Source organism: Microbacterium sp. MMO-10, from assembly GCF_037148715.1.
Lineage (GTDB): Bacteria > Actinomycetota > Actinomycetes > Actinomycetales > Microbacteriaceae > Microbacterium.
Genome location: NZ_JBBCSV010000004.1, coordinates 477,463 through 496,026 on the forward strand (window position 1 = coordinate 477,463; position 18,564 = coordinate 496,026).

General features: G+C 70.2%; 15 protein-coding genes and 1 tRNA gene. 10 read left to right on the forward strand and 6 right to left on the reverse strand.

Annotated elements, in window-relative coordinates; all coding sequences use genetic code 11:
• Positions 1–17: 17 nt before the first annotated feature.
• Positions 18–1,235: a hypothetical protein gene (locus tag WFJ17_RS14900; protein WP_336648824.1), complete on the reverse strand. Its 1,218-nt coding sequence runs from the start codon at positions 1,233–1,235 to the stop codon at positions 18–20.
• A 157-nt stretch (positions 1,236–1,392) separates the two neighbouring features.
• Here WFJ17_RS14900 and eno point away from each other — a divergent pair, with 157 nt between their 5' ends.
• From eno to WFJ17_RS14930, 6 genes are all read left to right on the forward strand, one after another.
• Positions 1,393–2,673: a phosphopyruvate hydratase gene (eno, locus tag WFJ17_RS14905; protein ID WP_251446774.1), complete on the forward strand. Its 1,281-nt coding sequence runs from the start codon at positions 1,393–1,395 to the stop codon at positions 2,671–2,673.
• A 53-nt stretch (positions 2,674–2,726) separates the two neighbouring features.
• On the forward strand, positions 2,727–3,236 hold the full coding sequence (locus WFJ17_RS14910; RefSeq protein WP_251446777.1) for an FtsB family cell division protein: 510 nt from the start codon (positions 2,727–2,729) through the stop codon (positions 3,234–3,236).
• A gap of 34 nt (positions 3,237–3,270) precedes the next feature.
• Positions 3,271–3,792, forward strand: a complete 522-nt coding sequence (locus tag WFJ17_RS14915; RefSeq protein WP_251446780.1) for a DUF501 domain-containing protein — start codon at positions 3,271–3,273, stop codon at positions 3,790–3,792.
• 10 nt (positions 3,793–3,802) lie between these two features.
• Entirely contained in the window at positions 3,803–5,113 is a 1,311-nt protein-coding gene (locus WFJ17_RS14920; RefSeq protein ID WP_251446783.1) for a S8 family serine peptidase, read from the forward strand.
• A 13-nt stretch (positions 5,114–5,126) separates the two neighbouring features.
• Entirely contained in the window at positions 5,127–6,599 is a 1,473-nt protein-coding gene (locus WFJ17_RS14925) for an NAD(P)/FAD-dependent oxidoreductase (RefSeq protein ID WP_251446786.1), read from the forward strand.
• A gap of 118 nt (positions 6,600–6,717) precedes the next feature.
• Positions 6,718–8,091, forward strand: a complete 1,374-nt coding sequence (locus WFJ17_RS14930; RefSeq protein WP_251446789.1) for a glutamate decarboxylase — start codon at positions 6,718–6,720, stop codon at positions 8,089–8,091.
• A gap of 284 nt (positions 8,092–8,375) precedes the next feature.
• Here WFJ17_RS14930 and WFJ17_RS14935 read toward each other — a convergent pair whose 3' ends face one another.
• Entirely contained in the window at positions 8,376–9,440 is a 1,065-nt protein-coding gene (locus WFJ17_RS14935) for a hypothetical protein (protein ID WP_336648825.1), read from the reverse strand.
• Between the two features lie 203 nt (positions 9,441–9,643).
• Positions 9,644–11,908 carry an ATP-binding protein gene (locus WFJ17_RS14940; protein WP_251446793.1) on the reverse strand — a complete coding sequence of 755 codons (2,265 nt, stop codon included), beginning with the start codon at positions 11,906–11,908 and terminating at the stop codon, positions 9,644–9,646.
• Between the two features lie 387 nt (positions 11,909–12,295).
• Between WFJ17_RS14940 and WFJ17_RS14945 the strand changes: the two genes are divergently transcribed.
• Positions 12,296–12,658, forward strand: a complete 363-nt coding sequence (locus tag WFJ17_RS14945) for a VOC family protein (RefSeq protein ID WP_251446796.1) — start codon at positions 12,296–12,298, stop codon at positions 12,656–12,658.
• Between the two features lie 192 nt (positions 12,659–12,850).
• Here WFJ17_RS14945 and WFJ17_RS14950 read toward each other — a convergent pair whose 3' ends face one another.
• Entirely contained in the window at positions 12,851–13,054 is a 204-nt protein-coding gene (locus tag WFJ17_RS14950; protein ID WP_251446799.1) for a cold-shock protein, read from the reverse strand.
• 685 nt (positions 13,055–13,739) lie between these two features.
• On the opposite strand from WFJ17_RS14950, the gene WFJ17_RS14955 reads away from it, so the two are divergent.
• Positions 13,740–14,045: a DUF7882 family protein gene (locus WFJ17_RS14955; RefSeq protein WP_251447258.1), complete on the forward strand. Its 306-nt coding sequence runs from the start codon at positions 13,740–13,742 to the stop codon at positions 14,043–14,045.
• A gap of 4 nt (positions 14,046–14,049) precedes the next feature.
• On the opposite strand, the gene WFJ17_RS14960 is transcribed toward WFJ17_RS14955, so the two are convergent.
• The gene (locus WFJ17_RS14960; protein ID WP_251447260.1) at positions 14,050–15,324 is read right to left on the reverse strand and encodes an Nramp family divalent metal transporter; all 1,275 of its coding nucleotides are present in this window, start codon (positions 15,322–15,324) and stop codon (positions 14,050–14,052) included.
• 527 nt (positions 15,325–15,851) lie between these two features.
• Positions 15,852–15,924 (reverse strand) — tRNA-Leu (locus tag WFJ17_RS14965).
• Between the two features lie 65 nt (positions 15,925–15,989).
• Between WFJ17_RS14965 and WFJ17_RS14970 the strand changes: the two genes are divergently transcribed.
• Together WFJ17_RS14970 and WFJ17_RS14975 are read left to right on the forward strand one after the other, a co-directional pair.
• Positions 15,990–17,240 (forward strand): alanine racemase, encoded by a 1,251-nt coding sequence (locus WFJ17_RS14970; RefSeq protein ID WP_251446805.1) that lies wholly within the window; start codon positions 15,990–15,992, stop codon positions 17,238–17,240.
• Positions 17,237–18,550 carry a D-arabinono-1,4-lactone oxidase gene (locus tag WFJ17_RS14975; RefSeq protein ID WP_336648826.1) on the forward strand — a complete coding sequence of 438 codons (1,314 nt, stop codon included), beginning with the start codon at positions 17,237–17,239 and terminating at the stop codon, positions 18,548–18,550. Before WFJ17_RS14970 ends, WFJ17_RS14975 begins: the two co-directional genes overlap by 4 nt.
• Positions 18,551–18,564 lie beyond the last annotated feature (14 nt).

Consider the following 18,564-nt stretch of genomic DNA (forward strand, 5'->3'; position numbering starts at 1 on the left):
GCCCGAGGGGCGGAGGATCAGGCCGTTCCGCGGCGGTCGGCGCCGGGTCGCGCACGCAGGCGCCGTCGTGCGGCGGCGGCCGTGCTGCGTGCGGTGCGCACGGCGCGCAGCACGGCCGCGCGCGGGCGGGCGGAGACGCCCCAGCGCCAGTCGTGCGCGTCGCCGAATGCGACGAGCTCGATGTCGTTCGGCTCCTCCGAGGCCAGGAGCGCGACCGAGTACTCGGCGCGCCTCGCCAGATACGGCTCGCGCCGGAAGACCGTCGGCAGGAACGGTTCGAGCCGGCCGGCGATGTCCAGCGTCAGCATGGTCCGCATGCACTTCCAGCAGCGCGAGCAGTTGGTCGCGCGTCCCGGATCCGCGTCCACGCAGACATCGAGATACCTCGCGTACGGCGTGCCGGCGAGGGCGAGGGTCCGATCGATGCGGGAGAGGCCGGAGCTCGTCGACTCCAGCGTCAGCGCCGGGGTCGACAGCATCGGGAAGGTCATCGCGCCGGCGAGGCCGATGTCGCCGTGCGGAGGCGGCATCCGCACGTTCCGGTAGGCGCCCTCCGAGGCATGGTAGGAGCGCCCCATCCCGCCGCCGAGCAGATGCGCCGCGGCCGCGTTGCGGAAGGTCACGGTCTCCATGAAGCCCATCTGCGGATAGTGCGCGTCGAGATTGCTGTCGATGCGGAGGAAGGGCAGCCCGAGCTCCGCGGCCAGCGGTGCCAGCGCCCGCCAGCGCGCCTCCCAGAGCGCGTCGTTGCGGTCGCCGTGGGCGCCGACGTTGTTGTTGAGCAGGTGGGTGATGCGCATGCCGGCCGGGATGTCCGAGGCGAGCGCGTACTCCGCGAGCGTCGCGAAGCTGTCGACGCCGCCGGAGAAGCCGGTCACGACGCCGGGTGCCGGCGCACCCGAGGCGACGGTGCCGTCGGCGGTCACGGGGATGCGACGGTACTCCGCGTGCACCGCGCGCACGAGCGCCTGCAGATCGTGGTTCAGCCGGTGCAGGAGCACGTCCGTGACGGATCCTCCGACGTGCAGCGCGCGCCCGTAGCGCATGGCGGGCAGCAGCAGGGCGACGGCCACGTGGTCCGCACGATCGCCGAGCAGGTCCGCGTGCTCCTCGGGCACCGAGAACCACAGCGGTGCGGCTCCCGCGACCTCGGCGATCGAGCGCACGTTCCCGCTCCCGTCGCGCGATCGCCGCGGCGGCGCGGCGACCAGCGCCGCGGCGGAGTCGAGGACCATGTCGAAAGGATAGCGAGCCGCACCCGGCGCAGGGCAGCGGCGTCGTGCGCGCGGGTGGTGCTTCATCATCAGCGCCGCGAGGGCCGCTCTGACTAGACTGGGCGGCGGATCGACGTCGCTCCACCCACCCACTCACCTCTTGAACAAGGAGCACCCTGTGGCACTGATCGAGGCTGTAGGCGCACGCGAGATTCTCGACTCCCGTGGCAACCCGACCGTCGAGGTGGAGGTGCTCCTCGACGACGGCATCGTGCAGCGCGCCGCCGTCCCCTCCGGTGCGTCCACCGGTGCGTTCGAGGCGTACGAGCTGCGCGACGGCGACAAGAGCCGCTACGGCGGCAAGGGCGTGCTCAAGGCCGTCGAGGCGGTCATCGACGAGCTCGGCCCGGCGATCGAAGGCGTCGAGGCCAGCGAGCAGCGCATCATCGACGAGATCCTCATCGAGGTCGACGGCACCGACAACAAGAGCCGGGTCGGCGCGAACGCGATCCTCGGCGTCAGCCTCGCGGTCGCCAAGGCCGCCGCGGACTCCGCCGACCTGCCGCTGTTCCGCTACCTGGGCGGCCCGAACGCGCACCTGCTGCCCGTTCCGCTGTTCAACGTCATCAACGGCGGTTCGCACGCCGACAACGGCATCGACATGCAGGAGTTCTTCCTCGCCCCGATCGGTGCGGACAGCTTCTCCGAGGCGCTGCGCTGGGGCACCGAGGTCTACCACGTGCTCAAGGGAGAGCTGAAGGCGGCGGGCTTCGCCACCGGCCTCGGCGACGAGGGCGGCTTCGCCCCCGACCTGCCCAGCAACCGCGAGGGCCTCGAGTTCCTGGTCAAGGCCATCGAGAAGGCCGGCTTCACGCCGGGCACCGACATCGCCCTGGGCCTCGACGCCGCCGCCACGGAGTTCTTCAACGACGGCGCGTACCGCCTCGACGACAAGGACTGGGACGCGGCGTCGCTCACCGACTACTACGTGAGCCTGGTGAAGGACTTCCCGATCGTCACGATCGAGGACGCTCTCGCCGAGGACGACTGGGACGGCTGGAAGGCACTCACCGAGAAGCTCGGCTCGCAGATCCAGCTCGTCGGCGACGACCTGTTCGTCACCAACCCGGAGCGTCTGCAGAAGGGCATCGACCTGGGCGTCGCCAACTCGCTGCTCGTCAAGGTCAACCAGATCGGCACGCTGTCCGAGACCCTCGACGCGATCAGCCTCGCGCACCGCTCGGGCTACACCACGATGCTTTCGCACCGCTCGGGCGAGACCGAGGACACCACGATCGCCGACCTCGTCGTCGCCGTGAACTCGGGCCAGATCAAGAGCGGCGCGCCCGCTCGGTCGGAGCGCGTCGCGAAGTACAATCAGCTTCTGCGCATCGAGGAGGAGCTGGGTGACGCCGCGGTGTTCGCCGGGCGTTCCGCCTTCCCGCGTTTCAAGGGCTGACCAGCACATCTGCTGACACGCTCTGTCAACCGGCTGACGGTGGAGGAGGAGTCATGACCGAACGGCGGACTCCTCCTTCGTCGTCTCCGAGAGCGACCGCCGCGCCGCGCCAGGCCGGCGCCCGCGCCGTGGACGTGCGGGGCTGGGTCGGCGGCATCCGGCTCAGCGGGTTCATGGTGATCATGCTCTCCCTCGTCGTGCTGGGAGCCTGGGTCCTGGTGCCGACGCTGGGCACCTACCTCGACCAGAGGCAGCGGATCGCGGCGCTCGAGCACTCCGTGACGGTCACTCAGAAGCAGATCGACGATCTCAAGGCCGAGCGGGCGCGCTGGAACGACCCCGCGTACATCACCGCGCAGGCGCGTCAGCGGCTCTTCTACGTCAAGCCGGGAGAGGTCGTCTACCTCATCGACAACGACATCGATCCCGCGGCTCGTCCGGTCGAGCAGGCGAGGGTCAGCGACACCGTGCAGGAGAAGTCCTCCGACTGGGCGGGCCAGCTGCTGCGCAGCGTGACCGAGGCCGGGCTCGCCAAGACCGCGACCGGCTCGACCGGCCGCTGAGGACCCTCCCGGTTCGACCCCGTACCCTGGAGGGGTGACCACGCCGCCCTTCGCCCCGCCCACCGACGCCGAGATCGCGGTCGTCTCCGCACAGCTCGGCCGCGAGGCCCGCGGAGTCGTGGGCATCGCCGCCCGCTGCGTGTGCGGCAACCCGACGGTCGTGGCGACGCTGCCGCGGCTGCCCGACGGCTCGCCGTTCCCCACGTTCTACTACCTCACGCACCCCGTCGCGGCGGCCGCGATGTCGACCCTCGAGGCCGAGCACGCGATGCCGGAGCTCGCCCAGCTGCTCGACGACGAGGAGGTCGCCGCCGCCTACCTGCGCGCGCATCAGGCCTTCCTCGCGGACCGGTCGCAGTACGGCGACGTGCCCGAGATCGCCGGGGTGTCCGCGGGGGGCATGCCCACTCGCGTGAAGTGCCTGCACGCGCTGGCCGGCCACGCGCTCGCCGCGGGGGAGGGCGTCAACCCCATCGGGGACGAGGCTCTGCGCCGCGCCCGGTGGTCGCCGGAGCGCTGCGAGTGCGTCGAGCCGGGAGCCGCGCGGGGACGGTGAGCCGAGCCCGATGACCGCGCCCCGCATCACGCCCCGCGCCCGACGGCTCCGCACCGTCGTCGCGCTCCTCGTGCTCGCCGTCGCGACGCCGCTGGCGATGGCGGCGACGCCCACCCCGACTCCGACGGCGGATCCCGAGCGCGCGGCGGAGTACTGGCTCGAGGGTGCGCACATCGACGCCGCCTGGAAGACCACGCGCGGCGCGGGCGTGACGATCGCGATCATCGACACCGGCATCGCGAACGGGCCGAGCGCGTTCCAGGGCGCCGTCACCGACGGCACGGACGTGTCGGGCATCGGATCCGACGACGGTCGCACGCCGCTCGGGCCCCTGGACAGCGACCACGGCTCCCGGGTCGCCTCGCTCGCCGCCGGACGCCCGAACGCCGACGGGACGGGCATGATCGGGGTGGCGCCGGAGGCCAAGCTGCTCTCGATCTCGCTGGGGTTCGGCACGACGGCCCCGGTGCCCTTCACGAAGCAGGTCGCGGACGCGATGCGGTGGGCGGTGGATCACGGCGCGAACGTGATCAACCTGTCCTTCACCACGAACACCCTGGAGTGGGACCGCAGCTGGGACGACGCGTTCCTCTACGCGTTCCAGCACGATGTCGTGGTCGTCGTCGCGGCCGGCAACCGTGGCAGCGGCACCGCCATGGTCGGGGCCCCCGCGACCATCCCGGGCGTGCTCGCGGTCGGAGGCGTCGACCAGCGCGGGGTCGCCAGCCGTGCGGCCTCGACGCAGGGCATCTCGATCGCGGTCTCGGCACCCAGCGAGTCGCTGCTCGGCGTCGACGCCGACGGCACCGTCGAGACCTGGAACGGGACCAGCGGCGCGGCCCCCATCGTCGCCGGCGTGGTGGCGCTGGTGCGCGCCGCGCATCCGGACATGGATGCGAACAACGTGATCAACCAGATCATCCAGACCGCCCGGCCCGCGCCGCAGGCGACGGCGCATCCGGATCCTCTGTACGGCTACGGACTGATCGACGCCTCCGCCGCCGTGAGCTCGGCCGTGCCGCCCGTCGACGAGAACCCGCTCGGCGACCTGTCGGACTGGATCCGGTTGCACCGCCGCGCCGAGGCTCCGGCGCCCGCGCAGTCCACCTCGACACCGCTCGCCATCCCGCCTCTGCCGAAGGCCGATGCCCCGACGAAGGCGACCTCGCCGCTGATCCCCAGCCCGGATTCGCTGCTGTACGGTACCCTCCCGCTCGCGGCGCTCACGGTGCCTGGTATCCTTATAGCGCTTGGCGTCACCGCTGCTGCCCGGCGCATCCGTTCGGCGCGCGCTTCCGCACGCCAAAATCCCGATGACTGAGGAGTTAGCCTCCGTGACTGAGAGCACCGTGGCAAAGAGCGCTGCTGCGCCCAAGATCCTGATCGTGGGCGGTGGTTACGCCGGTTTCTACACCGCGTGGAAGCTCGAGAAGCACCTCCGCAAGGGTGAGGCCGAGGTCACGATGGTGGACCCGCTGCCCTACATGACCTACCAGCCCTTCCTGCCCGAGGTCGCTGCCGGGTCGATCGAGGCGCGGCATGCCGTCGTCGCACACCGTCGCCACCTCAAGCGCACCCACGTGGTCACCGCGAAGGTCACCGGCATCAACCACGCCGACAAGGTCGCGACGATCACGCCGTCGGTGGGCGAGCCCTACGAGTTCGCGTACGACCAGATCGTGGTCACGGCCGGCGCCGTCTCCCGCACGTTCCCGATCCCCGGCATCGCCGACAACGCGATCGGGCTCAAGACGATCGAAGAGGCTGTCGCCGTGCGCGACAAGCTGCTCTCGAACTTCGACAAGGCCGCCTCCATCCCTGCCGGGCCGGAGCGCGACCGGCTGCTCACGGTCGTCGTCGTGGGCGGCGGCTTCGCCGGCATCGAGGCGTTCGCCGAACTGCGCTCGTTCGCCTCGGCGCTCATCTCCAAGTACCCGCAGCTGTCGTTCGAGGACACGCACTTCCACCTCATCGAGGCGATGGGCCGCATCATGCCCGAGGTCTCCCTGAAGACGAGCGAGTGGGTGCTCAAGGACCTCGCCAAGCGCGGTGCGAACGTGCACCTGGACACCCAGGTCAAGGGCGCCGTCGACGGCAACGTCGAGCTCTCCACCGGTGAGGTCATCCCGACCGACCTCATCGTCTGGACCGCGGGCGTCATGGCCAACCCCACCGTCGTGCGCGGCGGCGATCTGCCGGTCGAGGAGCGCGGACGCATCCAGACGCGTGCCGACCTGCGGGTCGGCACCCCCGATGCGTTCGTCGAGGGCGCGTGGGCCGCGGGCGACGTCTCGGCCGTCCCCGACCTGTCCGGCGGCGGCGTCGGCGGCATGTGCGTGCCCAACGCGCAGCACGCCGTCCGTCAGGCCAAGCTCCTCGCGAAGAACCTCGTCGCGGTGCTGCGCGGAGAGACGCCGAAGGACTACGTGCACAAGAACCTCGGCGCCGTCGCGGGCCTCGGTCTCTACAACGGCGTGTTCCAGTCCGGCAACCTCGCGCTGAAGGGCTTCATCGCCTGGCTCGCGCACCGCGGTTACCACGGCCTCGCGATGCCGTCCTGGGAGCGCAAGTGGCGCGTGCTGTGGGGCTGGTGGAACAACCTGTGGCTCGGCCGCGACATCGTCGGCCTCGAGGCCGTGCAGACGCCGCGCGCGGTGTTCGACGAGTTCGCCGCCCGCCCGCGCCCTGCGGTCGACGCCGCTCCGGCGCCCGCCGCGGTGGCCGCGCCCGCTCCGGCCGACAGCAAGCCGGTCGCCGCGCCGAAGGCGGCCGCGGCCAAGAAGCCGGCTGAGGCCGCAGCCAAGTAAGACCCCTCGGGAACGCCCCTGCTCCTCCTCGGAGCGGGGGCGTTTCTCGTTCACCGCACCGATCGCCGGCGATGCTAGGGTGACGCCCGAACATCGCGAACGCATTCGGGAGTGGCCCATGTCGCAGGAACGCATCCACATCAACCCGCTGCACCGCCGGGCGGGATCCGGCGTCTCCGTCGACAAGCACCGGATCCCCGATCGGGGCATGGACCCACTGACGGCCTATCACGTGGTCAGCGACGAGACCATGCTCGACGGCAACGCCCGCCTCAACCTGGCCACCTTCGTCACGACGTGGATGGACGAGGAGGCGCAGCGGCTGTACGCGGAAGCGGTCGACAAGAACATGATCGACAAGGACGAGTATCCGCAGACCGCGGCGATCGAGACTTACTGCCAGCGCATGATCGCCGAACTCTGGTACGCGCCGGATCCCGCCGCGGCGCCGGCCACCTCGACGATCGGATCGAGCGAGGCGTGCATGCTCGCCGGCATCGCGCTCAAGCGGCGCTGGCAGGAGAAGCGGCGCCAGGCGGGCGCGGATGCCACTCGCCCCAACCTCGTGATGTCGAGCGCGGTGCAGGTGTGCTGGGAGAAGTTCTGCAACTACTTCGAGGTCGAGCCCCGGTACGTGCCGGTGAGCGCCGAGCACCCGGCCCTGGACGGCGATCTGCTCGCGCAGTACGTCGACGAGAACACGGTCGGCGTCGTCGCGATCCTCGGCGTCACCTACACCGGCGCCTACGAGCCGGTCGCCGAGATCGCGGCGGCCCTCGACCGCATCGCGGCCACGGCCGGCCACGACGTGCCGATCCACGTCGATGCCGCGTCGGGCGGGATGGTCGCGCCGTTCCTGGATCCGGATCTGGCCTGGGACTTCCGCGTGGAGCGCGTCGCGTCGATCAACACCTCCGGTCACAAGTACGGTCTCGTGTATCCCGGCCTGGGCTGGGTCGTATGGCGTGACGCCGAGGCGCTGCCGGAGTCGATGGTGTTCCGGGTCAGCTATCTCGGCGGGGACATGCCGACGCTCGCCCTGAACTTCTCGCGTCCCGGCGCCCAGGTGCTGCTGCAGTTCTATCTCTTCCTGCGGCTCGGCAGGGAGGGCTACGCGGAGGTGCAGGGCACGTCGCGGGCGGTGGCGCGCTATCTCGCGGACGGCATCGGCGGCCTCGAGCCGTTCGCCCTGATCAGCGACGGCTCGACGATCCCGGTGTTCGCCTGGCGGCTGCTCGACGGTCACACCGCGAACTGGACGCTCTACGACCTGTCGGACCGTCTGCGCATGCGGGGGTGGCTGGTGCCGGCGTATCCGCTTCCCGCGGATCTGGAGCAGATCACCGTGCAGCGGATCGTGATCCGCAACGGCGTGACGATGGATCTGGCCGAGGCGCTGCTCGCCACGATCCGAGAAGAGGTCGCCTACCTGGATGCGCTGACCTCACCGCTGCCCGACCGTTCGACGGCTGGAACCGGCTTCACGCACTGACCCGTCCTCTGCGCCGGATCACGTTCTGAAGCGCGGAGAAATCGAAAGCTCCCGTCCGCCTCTCGGCGGACGGGAGCTTCCCCCCTCCCTCCGCCCTTCACCATCGACCGGGGAGGGACCGATGGTGAAGGGTGTGGAGGCCCCTGCCCCTCGCCAAAGCGGGAAACGAGAGACAGGGGCGGTCTCCGCACATCCCCATTGTGCGGAGAGCGCAGGCAGCAGCAGCGCCTGCGGGTCTTGATGTCAACCGGTGTGCGGCGAAGTCGCAGCCGGAGTCCCCGGGATCATGACCAGGTGACGGTGACGAGGCCTTCGCCTCGTGCGTCCGAGCGTGGCACGGGTGCGGTCGCGGTGGCCCCGGAAGCGTTCACGAAGCTGGATCCCGCACCGCCGGCGGAGCCTCCTTCGAGCAGCCCAGAGGGGCCTGAGGTCTTCGAGAACGCACGACCGCCACCACCGCCAGCCCAGCCGCCTCCGCCGCCCCCGCCGTTGACGCCGCTGGACAGGCCCTGCCCGGTGGGGGAGCTGATGAACGGACCGTCGCCGCCGTCCCCGCCGCCATTGGCGCCGGATCCGTTGGCTCCGCCCGCGCCGCCGGGGTACTCGGTCGCCGTGCCGCTGCCATTGACCAGGGGCGCCGCGCCGGCGCCCCCGACGGCACCGATCGCTGCGCCGCCGCCGCCCGCAGCGAACACGAGCGTGCCGCTGTTGCTGAAGCCGAAGCCGTAGCCCACCGCGCTGCCGCTCGATGAGCCGAGGCCGGCGTCGACACCGTACTTCGGCGCGGTGAGCGTCTCGGTTCCGGTGCCGCTCATGGAGATGTTGACGTTGGCTCCGCCTCCGCCGCCACCGGCCACGACGACGGGCGTGCCGTCGACCAGGATCGCGCTGCCCGCGCCGCCGGCTCCCACGGCTCCCCAGGCATCGCCGCCGCTGCCGAAGCCGGCTCCGCCCGCACGCGGGTTGGTGGATCCGCCTCCGGCACCCGCACCGCCCGCGATGAGCGTCAGCACATGGGTCCCCGGGGTCAGCACGAGGTCGCCCGAGATCGTGGCGCCGCGACCGGCGGCGGTCCCGCTGTAGCGACCGCCGTCCCCGCCGGCCAGGACGAACGTGACTTTCTTCGCACAGGCTGGAATCGTCACGGTCGTCATGGACAGGGTCGCGCCTGTGCCGAGGATCGTGAGCGTACCCGGCGTGCAGCCGCTCGCCGCCGCCAGCGGCGCTGCGGCCGCTGCGGCGATGACCGGCACGCTCCAGGCCGCACCCTTGACGATCGCACGGCGGCCGATCCCGCGCGACGTCGTCGCCCCCGTGGCCTGATCGTTCGGTTGTGGGGTTTCGAGCATGGTTCTCCCCTTGGTTGTTCTGAGATGGCTTGCCGACGTTGACGCCGGATACCGCCGGTCGTTCCTCAAGCCCCCCTGGGTGAGAGCACGACGCGTGACGCGCAGCTAAGAACCATGCTGTCGCGCACGATCCGTCGGCCGCGATCCGTGGAACTACCTGTTCGACTACCTGGTCGCCCGCGCGCGGAGCGGCGGCGGAGCCGCTACTCCGATCCCGCTGCGCCGTTCGCGCCATCGACGGTGCGGCGCACATACCAGGTGCTGATGTCGACCCGGGAGCGGACTCCGAGCTTGCGGCGGATGCGCTCGACGTGGCCCTCTGCGGTGCGCACGGAGATGGTCAGGGCTGCGGCGATCTCCTTGTTGATGCGGCCTTCCGCGATCAACGCCGCCACTTCGAGCTCCCGGGGGGACAGGACCGCGGCGTCCGCAGCGGGGTGCCGCTGCAGGGCGTACTCCACGGCCTGCGCGGGAGTCATCCGGTAGCCGCGAAGGGTGGCGGCAGGGTGGAGGACCTCGGTGATCTGGGCGTGCCGCTGCGCGAGGCGGTCGCGCTCCTCGATCGTCTCGGAGAAGAGCGCGGTGGATGCGATGTGGGTCGTCGACGTCCCCACGGACGCGCCGAACAGCGTCGCCGCACGCTCCGTCTGATCGTCCGCGGCGGCGATGAAGCCTGCGATCAGCAGCGCGTCGGGGTTCTCCGGGCGGTTCGGCACCCACACCGAGGAGCGCATCGCCGAGTCGGAGAGACGGCGCGCATCGCCCAGTTCCCCCTGCCGCCAGGCGTACAGGGCGAGCACGTGCTGGGCGAACGCCCGGTAGTAGGTCTCGCCCGCGGCGGCCGACAGGTCGATCAGCTCGTTGCAGGAGCGGGTTCCCCGTTCCACGTCGCCGAGTGCGTTGCAGGCGTAGACCAGCACCTGGCGGAGCCGGTACGGTGTCGCGTCCGCGGGGTCCATCGTCCGGGAGTGCTCGATGCCGGCCGTGGCGACGGCAGCCGCATCGTCGAACTGCCCGAGCAGCAGGTGCCGGAACGCACGCCCGAACGCCATCCGGGCACGGGAGTCCGCGGAGGCGACGCCGGGGGCCGCCGCCACCTCTGCCGCGCGCCGGAGATGAGCGTCCGCGGACGCGAGGTCGCCCTTCGCCAGGGCGAGCGACTCGGCATCGAGCAGTGCGATCAGCAGCTCGTCCGAAGGCTCGCTCATGAGACAGAGAGCCCGCTCGACCCAGTGGCGGCCCTCGTCGATGCGTCCCGAAGCCCACCACAGCTGCGGGGTGCACACCACGCACGCGCGGTACGCGGTCGCGGCGTCGCCGCGGCCGATCGCGTGCTCGCTCGCGGCCCGGATGTCCGGCAAGGCAGCCTCGAGATTCGCGACGAGGCGCTGCTGCTGCGGACCGATCCACTCCTCCTCAGCGCGGGCGGCCACCGTCGCGAACCACTGGGCGTGCGCGTCGAGCACCGCGCTCTCCCGTTCCGGGTCCTCGGCGAGCCGCTCCCGCCCGAACCGGCGCAGCACGTAGAGCATGCGGTAGCGCGCCCGTCGATCCTGGTCGTCGTCGGCGCGAAGCAGCACCGACTTCTCGAGGAGGGCCTCGATGAGATCCAGGACCTCGGCGGCCTCCAGTCCGCTGACCTGGACCGCGTCGTCGAGCGCGAACGGACCCGCCAGGGCCGACAGGGAATCCCACAGCAGGCGCTCCCGCGCACTGCAGAGCGAGTAGCTGTCCGCGATCGACGCGATCAGCGACGTCGTGCGTCCCGGCTCGCGGCCCGCGCGCCGCAGCAGGCCGATCGACGTCCGCGTCTGCTCCAGGATCTGGAGAGGCGAGAGGGCTCCGATGCGGCAGGCCGCCAGTTCGATCGCCAAGGGCAGGCCGTCCACGAGGCGGCAGATCTCGGCGACCTCGCCGTCGCCCGTGCCGGTGCCGCGGAAGGCCGGATCCGACCGCCGCGCCACAGCCGCGAACAGCTCCACCGAGGCGCCCCGGGCAGAGGTGTCCAGGCCGCCGAGCGCGACGGTGACCTCCTCATCCACGCCCAGCGGCTGCCGACTGGTCGCGATCACCCGCACGTTGCGGGTCGTCGCCAGGAGAGCGCTCACGAACTCCGACACGGCCGCGGCGATGTGCTCGCAGTTGTCCAGGAGCACGAGACTCGGCTCCTCATCCAGGTAGGAGCTCAGCGCGGCGAGGGGCTCGGCCAGGGTCGACTTGATGCCCAGCGTGGCGATGACGGTCTCGGCGAGCAGCGCACCCGAACCCAGCGTCCCGAGAGGGACGAACCACACCCGGTCCCGCCCTCCGGCGATCAGCCCCGTGGCGAACTCGATCGCCAGACGGGTCTTTCCGACTCCCGCCGGACCGCGAAGCGTCACGAGACGGTGGGCCGCCAGGTGGGCCTCCACGCTCGCCAGGTCCTGCTCCCGCCCGACGAACGGGCCCGCTGTACGTGGAAGACGCATCGCACGACCTCCCCGGAGTCCTGAGCGCTCTGCAACCGACAAGCTAGCAGGGGTCGTCAGGTGCGGGGTATCGGCATGACGTCGTCCGCGTGAGGAAGCGGCGAGGGCTACGATCCGGGGTGTGGACTTCGTCCGGGTGGGCGAGGTGTTTCCTCGATGAGTAAACGATGGCCGCCTCTGCTTTTGCGGCGGCCTGTGCCTCGCGATCGCGCTCTGCGAGGTTGACGAGGATCCGGGCTCCGATGTCACCAGACCGCCGCCAAGCGGCATCCGATGGTTCGCTCCGAGACGTCACCCGCACGTTCATGGCTTCAATACCTACTGGAGCCGCGGACAGTCCGCGCGGCACCGCTGGACTCATCGTTACTGGTGCGACAGACTGCGACCATGGACATTCGTCGGGCGATGCCAGTGATCACAACCAGTCACCCCGCCGAGACACGCAAGTTCTATGAGGGCCTTCTCGGCTTCCGAACTGCGATGGACGAGGACGGGATGCTCATGCTCGCCTCGCCGAGCAACCCGACGACCCAGATGATCGTGGCCTGGGCGAGTGAGACGGCAGCAGACCCGGAGCTCGTATCCGTGGACGTGTCGATCGAGGTTGCCGATGTGGACGCTGCGTACGTGAGGGCCAAGGCGGACGGACTCGAGATCGTCCGAGATATCCGCGACGAGCAGTGGGGCATCCGCAGGTTTTTTCTCAGGGATCCCGCGGGTCAGATCATCAACATTGCCAGCCACATCTGACTCTGCCGGTGAGTGAGCGCTATCACCAACGCGGGTGTATGACGACGAAATCGAGCCGATGGCTCCTCCATGAGCGAGCCGACAGCGCAGGTGGCGGCAATGTGCGGCTCGTCCGGGTGCCCTTCAATCCGCCGTAGAACGAGGGTGAGGGTCCCGGTACAAGACCGGGACCCTGACCCTCGCGTGTTGCAGTCAGACGAGCTGGATGTTCGCCGCCTGCATGCCCTTCGGGCCGCGCTCCGCGTCGAAGGAGACCTTCTGGTTCTCTTCGAGGTTGCGGTATCCGTCGCCGGTGATCGCGCTGAAGTGCGCGAAGACGTCGGCGGTGCCGTCGTCGGGAGCGATGAAGCCGAAGCCCTTTTCGGAGTTGAACCATTTGACGGTGCCAGTGGCCATGACGTCATTCCTTTGTTGTCTGGGACCAAGTGTGTGATCCGTGAGTGCGCGACGATCTCGTCGCGACGTGTGGTGGGCGCCGGTCGGCGCGGGCGTGTGCCGGGATTGGGTCGAAGCGGTCGCGGCTTCTACCGAGGCTCGGGCGTCGCCCAACGATGCTGCGCGACGGAGTCGGCGTCCTTGGGCGTCGTAGGCCGCATAACCGGACTCGTCCTGCGCGACGAAGCCTGCGAACTCGCCTGAGCGTGATGTCGCTGCGAACACATCGTCGGCGGCTTGTCGCCATACAGTTGGCGAGGTCGGTGACGACGAGACAGCCGGAAAAGAGATGAGAGAGATGGGGGGCCAATCGGCGGAGAAGCACATCACGTTGGCTGATGCGACCAGAGCCACTGAACTGAATGCCCGCCCGGATGTCGATCCAGGGCCAGAAGAAGGTCCGGAGCTGACTCCGGCAGAAACGCAACCTCAATAACCTGAGATCGACCATACCCCATCTCCCTGGGAACGAGGCCCGCTCGCCGTGCGAGGTCGGGGCCGATACGTCGGTGGACGCACCCGTGTCGCCTGTCTTTCGGCGTCTATGCGTGGGACGGTGGATGTCGTCACCACAGAGCGATCACCTTGGTCGTGCCTCCTGGCAACGGGTTCCCGTGGCGGCAAGCAGACGAGAATGGTGATCCTCATGGGTGTGCTTTTCTATGGCAGCTCTGAGCATGCGATCGAGATCGAGGATGTCGCCCTCGCGCATCTCAAGGTCGTGATCGCAACCAAGCTCCGTCGTAACGAGAGCTTCACGCTCTCCTGGATGCATGACGACACGCAGCCGCGCGGGCGCTCCACGATCTGGCTGCACCCCGCGATCCAGCTCCGATTCGAGTTCGACGAGCCGACACCCCCACCGCTGGATCCGGAGCGGATTCAGGCGTATGCGAACTCCGCGAACACGTCCGGAGGGATCCTCATCCCCGAAGAGCACATCCTCGGATAGCGGGCTATCCGCCCCATATCGTGAACCAGATCCCGTAGATTCCGGCGATGCACATGAGCACGGTCGTGAGCCAGCCCAGGGTGGCCGCGAGCTTGCCGTTGCGGTACTCGCCCATGATGTTCTTGTCGCGGGAGATGAGCATGAGCACGATGAGGAACGGGCCCGCGGCGATCCCGTTGACGATCGCGCTGAGCACGAGCAGTCCGATAGGGTCCGTCGAGACCACCGCGAGGATCGTGCCGCCGATCATCCCGACGCCCAGCAGGACGTAGAACAGGGGCGCCTTGCGGGGGCCCTCTTCGAGCCCCCAGTTCTTGTTCATCAGCGCGGACAGGCCCGCCGCCCCTGCAGCGGCGAGGACGGGGACGGCGAGCATTCCCGAGCCGATGAATCCGAGGGCGAACAGGACGCTGGCGAAATTGCCCGCGATGGGCTCGAGAGCCTTCGCCGCTTCGGCCGCGCTGGAGACCGTCTTGTGGTGCGCTCCGAGGGTCGCGGCGGACGAGGCGATGATCGCGAACATGATGAGGACGCTGAAGATCATCCCGGTGAACACGTCGACTCGCCCGTTGCGAAGCCGGCGATGCGCTTCCCGCGCGGGCCGCTCGTCAAGGGCGGGTGCTTCATCGCCGCCGCGTTTCTCCTCCCGGAGCTCTTCAACGCGTTGCGCGGATTGCCAGAAGAACATGTACGGCGAGACGGTCGTCCCGAGGACACCGACCGCGAGGCCCAGGTACGCCGGCGAGAGCTGGAGCTGGAACCCTGCAAGGCCGGAGGCGACGCTGCCCCAGTTCACGTGCGTTGCGAAGAGCACTCCGATGTAGACGAGCAGGACCAGGCACAGCCATTTGAAGATCTTCCCGATCAGTTCGAAGGACCCGACGACGACGGTGACGAGGATCGCGATGCCTGCGACGATGCTCCAGATCCACGCCGGTCCGGCGTGGAGGAGTTGCATGCCCTGTCCGATCGCGTTGAGGTCCGCGGCGAGGTTCAGGCAGTTCGCCGCGATCAGAGCGACGATCAGCACACCGATCGCGATACCGACACCTCGACGGAATCTGCGACGGATCAACGCGCCGAGGCTGTCTCCGGTCGCGAGCGCCATCCGGTCGCAGATCTCCTGCACCGCCATCATCAACGGCAACGACAGCGGAACGGTCCACAGCAGCCCGTTACCGAACGTCGCACCGGCCTGTGAGTACGTCGCCACACCGGAGGGGTCGTCATCTGCGGCGCCCGTCACGAGCCCCGGCCCCAGCACCCGGAGGAAACGCATCACCGGATTGCGCTTCTTGTTCTCCCCATCGTCGGACCCGACCGTCTCTCCTGACCGACCGGACTTCTCCTCCGACCTCGGATTCGTGGCGGCCATCGCGTTCCTCGCTCTCGCAAAGCCGCGGCAACCGCGGACCTGTGTGCTCGTGTCCTGGCAAGCTACGGCCAGAACAACGAGAGCAGCTACGGGCTTGCGCGACCCGGAACGAAGGCGGTAGGCGGGCTGGGCCGTAACGACCACGAGAACTCAAGAAGGCCACGAGAACTCAAGAAGGCAAGGGGGCCGTGGTGAAGACGTCAACTGAGGTCGCGGCGCAGCGTGTCGGGTCCGATGTCGACGGTGCGTTCGACGGCTGTGGCCGCGGTGTTCGCCACCGACGTGCTCACCCGACGTGGGATTGACTCCTCCTGCGAAGGGGGGGTGTTCCCCTCCGCTATCGGCGCCCTCCGATGGCCGCGCAACCTGGGCCGGAACCGGTGCGAGGCGCGCGTCGGAACGGTCTGCAGATCAATCTGAGTACTTCGCAGTGCCCCCGCCGGGATTCGAACCCGGACTGAAGCGATTTTAAGTCGCCTGCCTCTGCCGTTGGGCTACGGGGGCCTGTCCCGAGCCTAGCGAGGGGGAGGGCCGGCGCGATGTTGACTCCGAGCCAATAGGGTGGAGGGGTGCTCGAGCTCATCGCCGATCAGGGCAGCATCCCCGCGTCCGCGCCCCTGCGCGCCCACCCGTGGCGGGACCCCGCGCGATGGTGGCCCCGGCTGACCGCGGCCACCGCGCACCTGCCCGCGCCCGTCGCCGTGATCGACCTCGAGGCGCTGCGCTACAACGCGATGGACATGGTCGTGCGAGCGGGCGGGCTGCCGATCCGCGTCGCGACGAAGTCGGTCCGGGTGCGCGAGGTCATCGACGCGGCCCTGCGGGTACCCGGATACCGCGGCCTGCTGGCCTTCACCCTCGCCGAGGCGCTGTGGCTCGCCGAAGACCACGACGACATCGTGCTGGCGTATCCCACGGCCGATCGCCCGGCGCTGCGGCGCCTGCTGGCCGATGAGCAGGCCTGCCAGCGGATCACCCTCATGGTGGACGACGAATCGCAGCTCGACCTCATCGATGCGGTCGTCGCGCCCGCGCAGCGCCCGCGCGTGCGCATCGCGATCGACGCGGACGCCTCCTGGCGAGCGCCGGCCCTCGGGCACATCGGGGTGTTCCGCTCGCCGCTGCACTCCGCGGACGAGGTGGCGCGCTTCGCCCGGCGCGCGGCGGAGCGCGACGGGTTCCGCCTCGTCGGGCTGCAGATGTACGAGGCCCAGATCGCGGGACAGGGCGACGACACCGGCAGCGGCGACGCGGTGATCCGCACGGTGCAGGCGCAGTCCCGTCAGGAGCTGCGCGAGCGCCGCGCCCGCATCGCCGAGGCCGTGCGCGCGCTGGTGCCGCTGGAGTTCGTCACCGGCGGCGGCACCGGATCTCTGGAGTACACCGGATCCGATCCCGCCCTCACCGAGATCACCGCGGGCAGCGGCCTGCTCGCCGGGCACCTGTTCGACGGCTACCGCTCCTTCGAGCTCGCCCCGGCGAGCGCCTTCGCCTTCGACGTGGTGCGCCGGCCCGCCGCCGACATCGCCACGATCCTGGGCGGCGGCTGGATCGCCTCCGGGCCGCCTGTGGCGTCGCGGCAACCGCTGCCGGTGTGGCCGCAGGGGCTGCGCACCGCGCCCCGGGAAGCCGCGGGCGAGGTGCAGACGCCGCTGCGCGGCGACGCCGCCCGCACGCTGCGGGTCGGCGACCGCGTCTGGCTGCGGCATGCGAAGAGCGGCGAGCCCGCCGAGCGGATCCTGAGCTATCACCTCGTCGACGGCGACCGTGTCGTCGGCGAGCTGCCGACGTATCGCGGCGAGGGAAAGGCGTTCCTGTGACACGACCCGGCGGGACCTGGCAGAACTGGGGCCGTTCAGCCTCGATCCGACCGATCCGGGTGGAGCGTCCGCGCTCGCCGGAGGGCGTGCAGCGCGCCGTGCGGGCCGCGGCGGCGCAGGGCCTGCGCATCAAGGCGGTCGGCGCCGGGCACAGCTTCACCGACGTGGCCGTCGCTCCCGACGTCCTGCTCGAGCTCGACGATCTGCAGGGGACGGTGTCCGTCGATGAGGCGCGAGGACGCGTCACGCTTCTCGCCGGCACCCGCCTGCACCGGATCCCGGCGCTGCTCGCGCCGTTCGGGCTGGCGATGGAGAACCTCGGCGACATCGACCGGCAGTCGATCTCCGGCGCGATCTCGACCGGGACGCACGGTACCGGCGCGGGTTTCCGCGGCATCGCCGCGCAGGTCGTCGGCGTCACGCTCATCACCGCCGCCGGCGAGTTCCTGCGCGTCGACGAGGAGCACAACGCCGAGCTGCTGCCCGCGGTCGCGCTCGGGCTCGGCGCGCTCGGGATCCTCGTCGAGGTCACGCTGCAGTGCGTCCCCGCGTTCGTCATGCACGCGGTGGACGCGCCGGCGCCCCTGGACGAGGTGCTGGAGACCGTGCACGACCGGGTCGCCGCCGCCGACCACTTCGAGTTCTACTGGTTCCCGCATACCGACGTCGCGCTGACGAAGACCACCGAACGCCTGCCCGAGTCCGCGGTCCGGCATCCGCTGCCCGCCGTGGGGAAGTGGATCGACGAGACCCTCCTCTCCAACGGCGTGTACCGGGCGGTGTGCGCCGCCGGGGTCGCCGTGCCGGCGATCACGCCGCCGTTCAGCCGGCTCGCGGTGAAGCTCACGGGCGACCGGGAGTACACCGACCTCTCGCATCGGGTGCTGACGCAGAGCCGCACGGTGCGCTTCCGCGAGATGGAGTACGCGCTGCCCCGGGACCAGGTGGTGCCCGTGTTCCGCGCGGTGCAGGCGCTGATCGCGAGGCGCGGCTGGCGCGTGGAGTTCCCGATCGAGGTGCGCTTCGCCGCCGCCGACGACCGGTGGCTGTCCACGGCGCACGAATGCGATTCCGCCTACATCGCCGTGCACCGCTACTGGCGGCACGATCCGCGCGAGTACTTCGACGCGGTCGAGGCGATCTGCGTCGAGCACGGCGGGCGGCCGCACTGGGGCAAGATGCACTCGCTCGACGCGGAACGGTTCCGCGAACTCTATCCGCGCTTCGGCGACTTCGTCGCGCTGCGCGATCGGCTGGACCCGGAACGCCGTTTCGGCAACCGGTATCTGGAGCGCGTCCTCGGCGCCTGACTGTTGCCTGGCAG

Bases quoted from the DNA above. Each gene is read 5' to 3' on its own strand.
- WFJ17_RS14900 (WP_336648824.1), bottom strand. From the start codon at position 1,235: ATGGTCCTCGACTCCGCCGCGGCGCTGGTCGCCGCGCCGCCGCGGCGA.
- WFJ17_RS14910 (WP_251446777.1), top strand. From the start codon at position 2,727: ATGACCGAACGGCGGACTCCTCCTTCGTCGTCTCCGAGAGCGACCGCC.
- WFJ17_RS14920 (WP_251446783.1), top strand. From the start codon at position 3,803: ATGACCGCGCCCCGCATCACGCCCCGCGCCCGACGGCTCCGCACCGTC.
- WFJ17_RS14930 (WP_251446789.1), top strand. From the start codon at position 6,718: ATGTCGCAGGAACGCATCCACATCAACCCGCTGCACCGCCGGGCGGGA.
- WFJ17_RS14935 (WP_336648825.1), bottom strand. From the start codon at position 9,440: ATGCTCGAAACCCCACAACCGAACGATCAGGCCACGGGGGCGACGACG.
- WFJ17_RS14940 (WP_251446793.1), bottom strand. From the start codon at position 11,908: ATGCGTCTTCCACGTACAGCGGGCCCGTTCGTCGGGCGGGAGCAGGAC.
- WFJ17_RS14945 (WP_251446796.1), top strand. From the start codon at position 12,296: ATGGACATTCGTCGGGCGATGCCAGTGATCACAACCAGTCACCCCGCC.
- WFJ17_RS14950 (WP_251446799.1), bottom strand. From the start codon at position 13,054: ATGGCCACTGGCACCGTCAAATGGTTCAACTCCGAAAAGGGCTTCGGC.
- WFJ17_RS14955 (WP_251447258.1), top strand. From the start codon at position 13,740: ATGGGTGTGCTTTTCTATGGCAGCTCTGAGCATGCGATCGAGATCGAG.
- WFJ17_RS14960 (WP_251447260.1), bottom strand. From the start codon at position 15,324: ATGCGTTTCCTCCGGGTGCTGGGGCCGGGGCTCGTGACGGGCGCCGCA.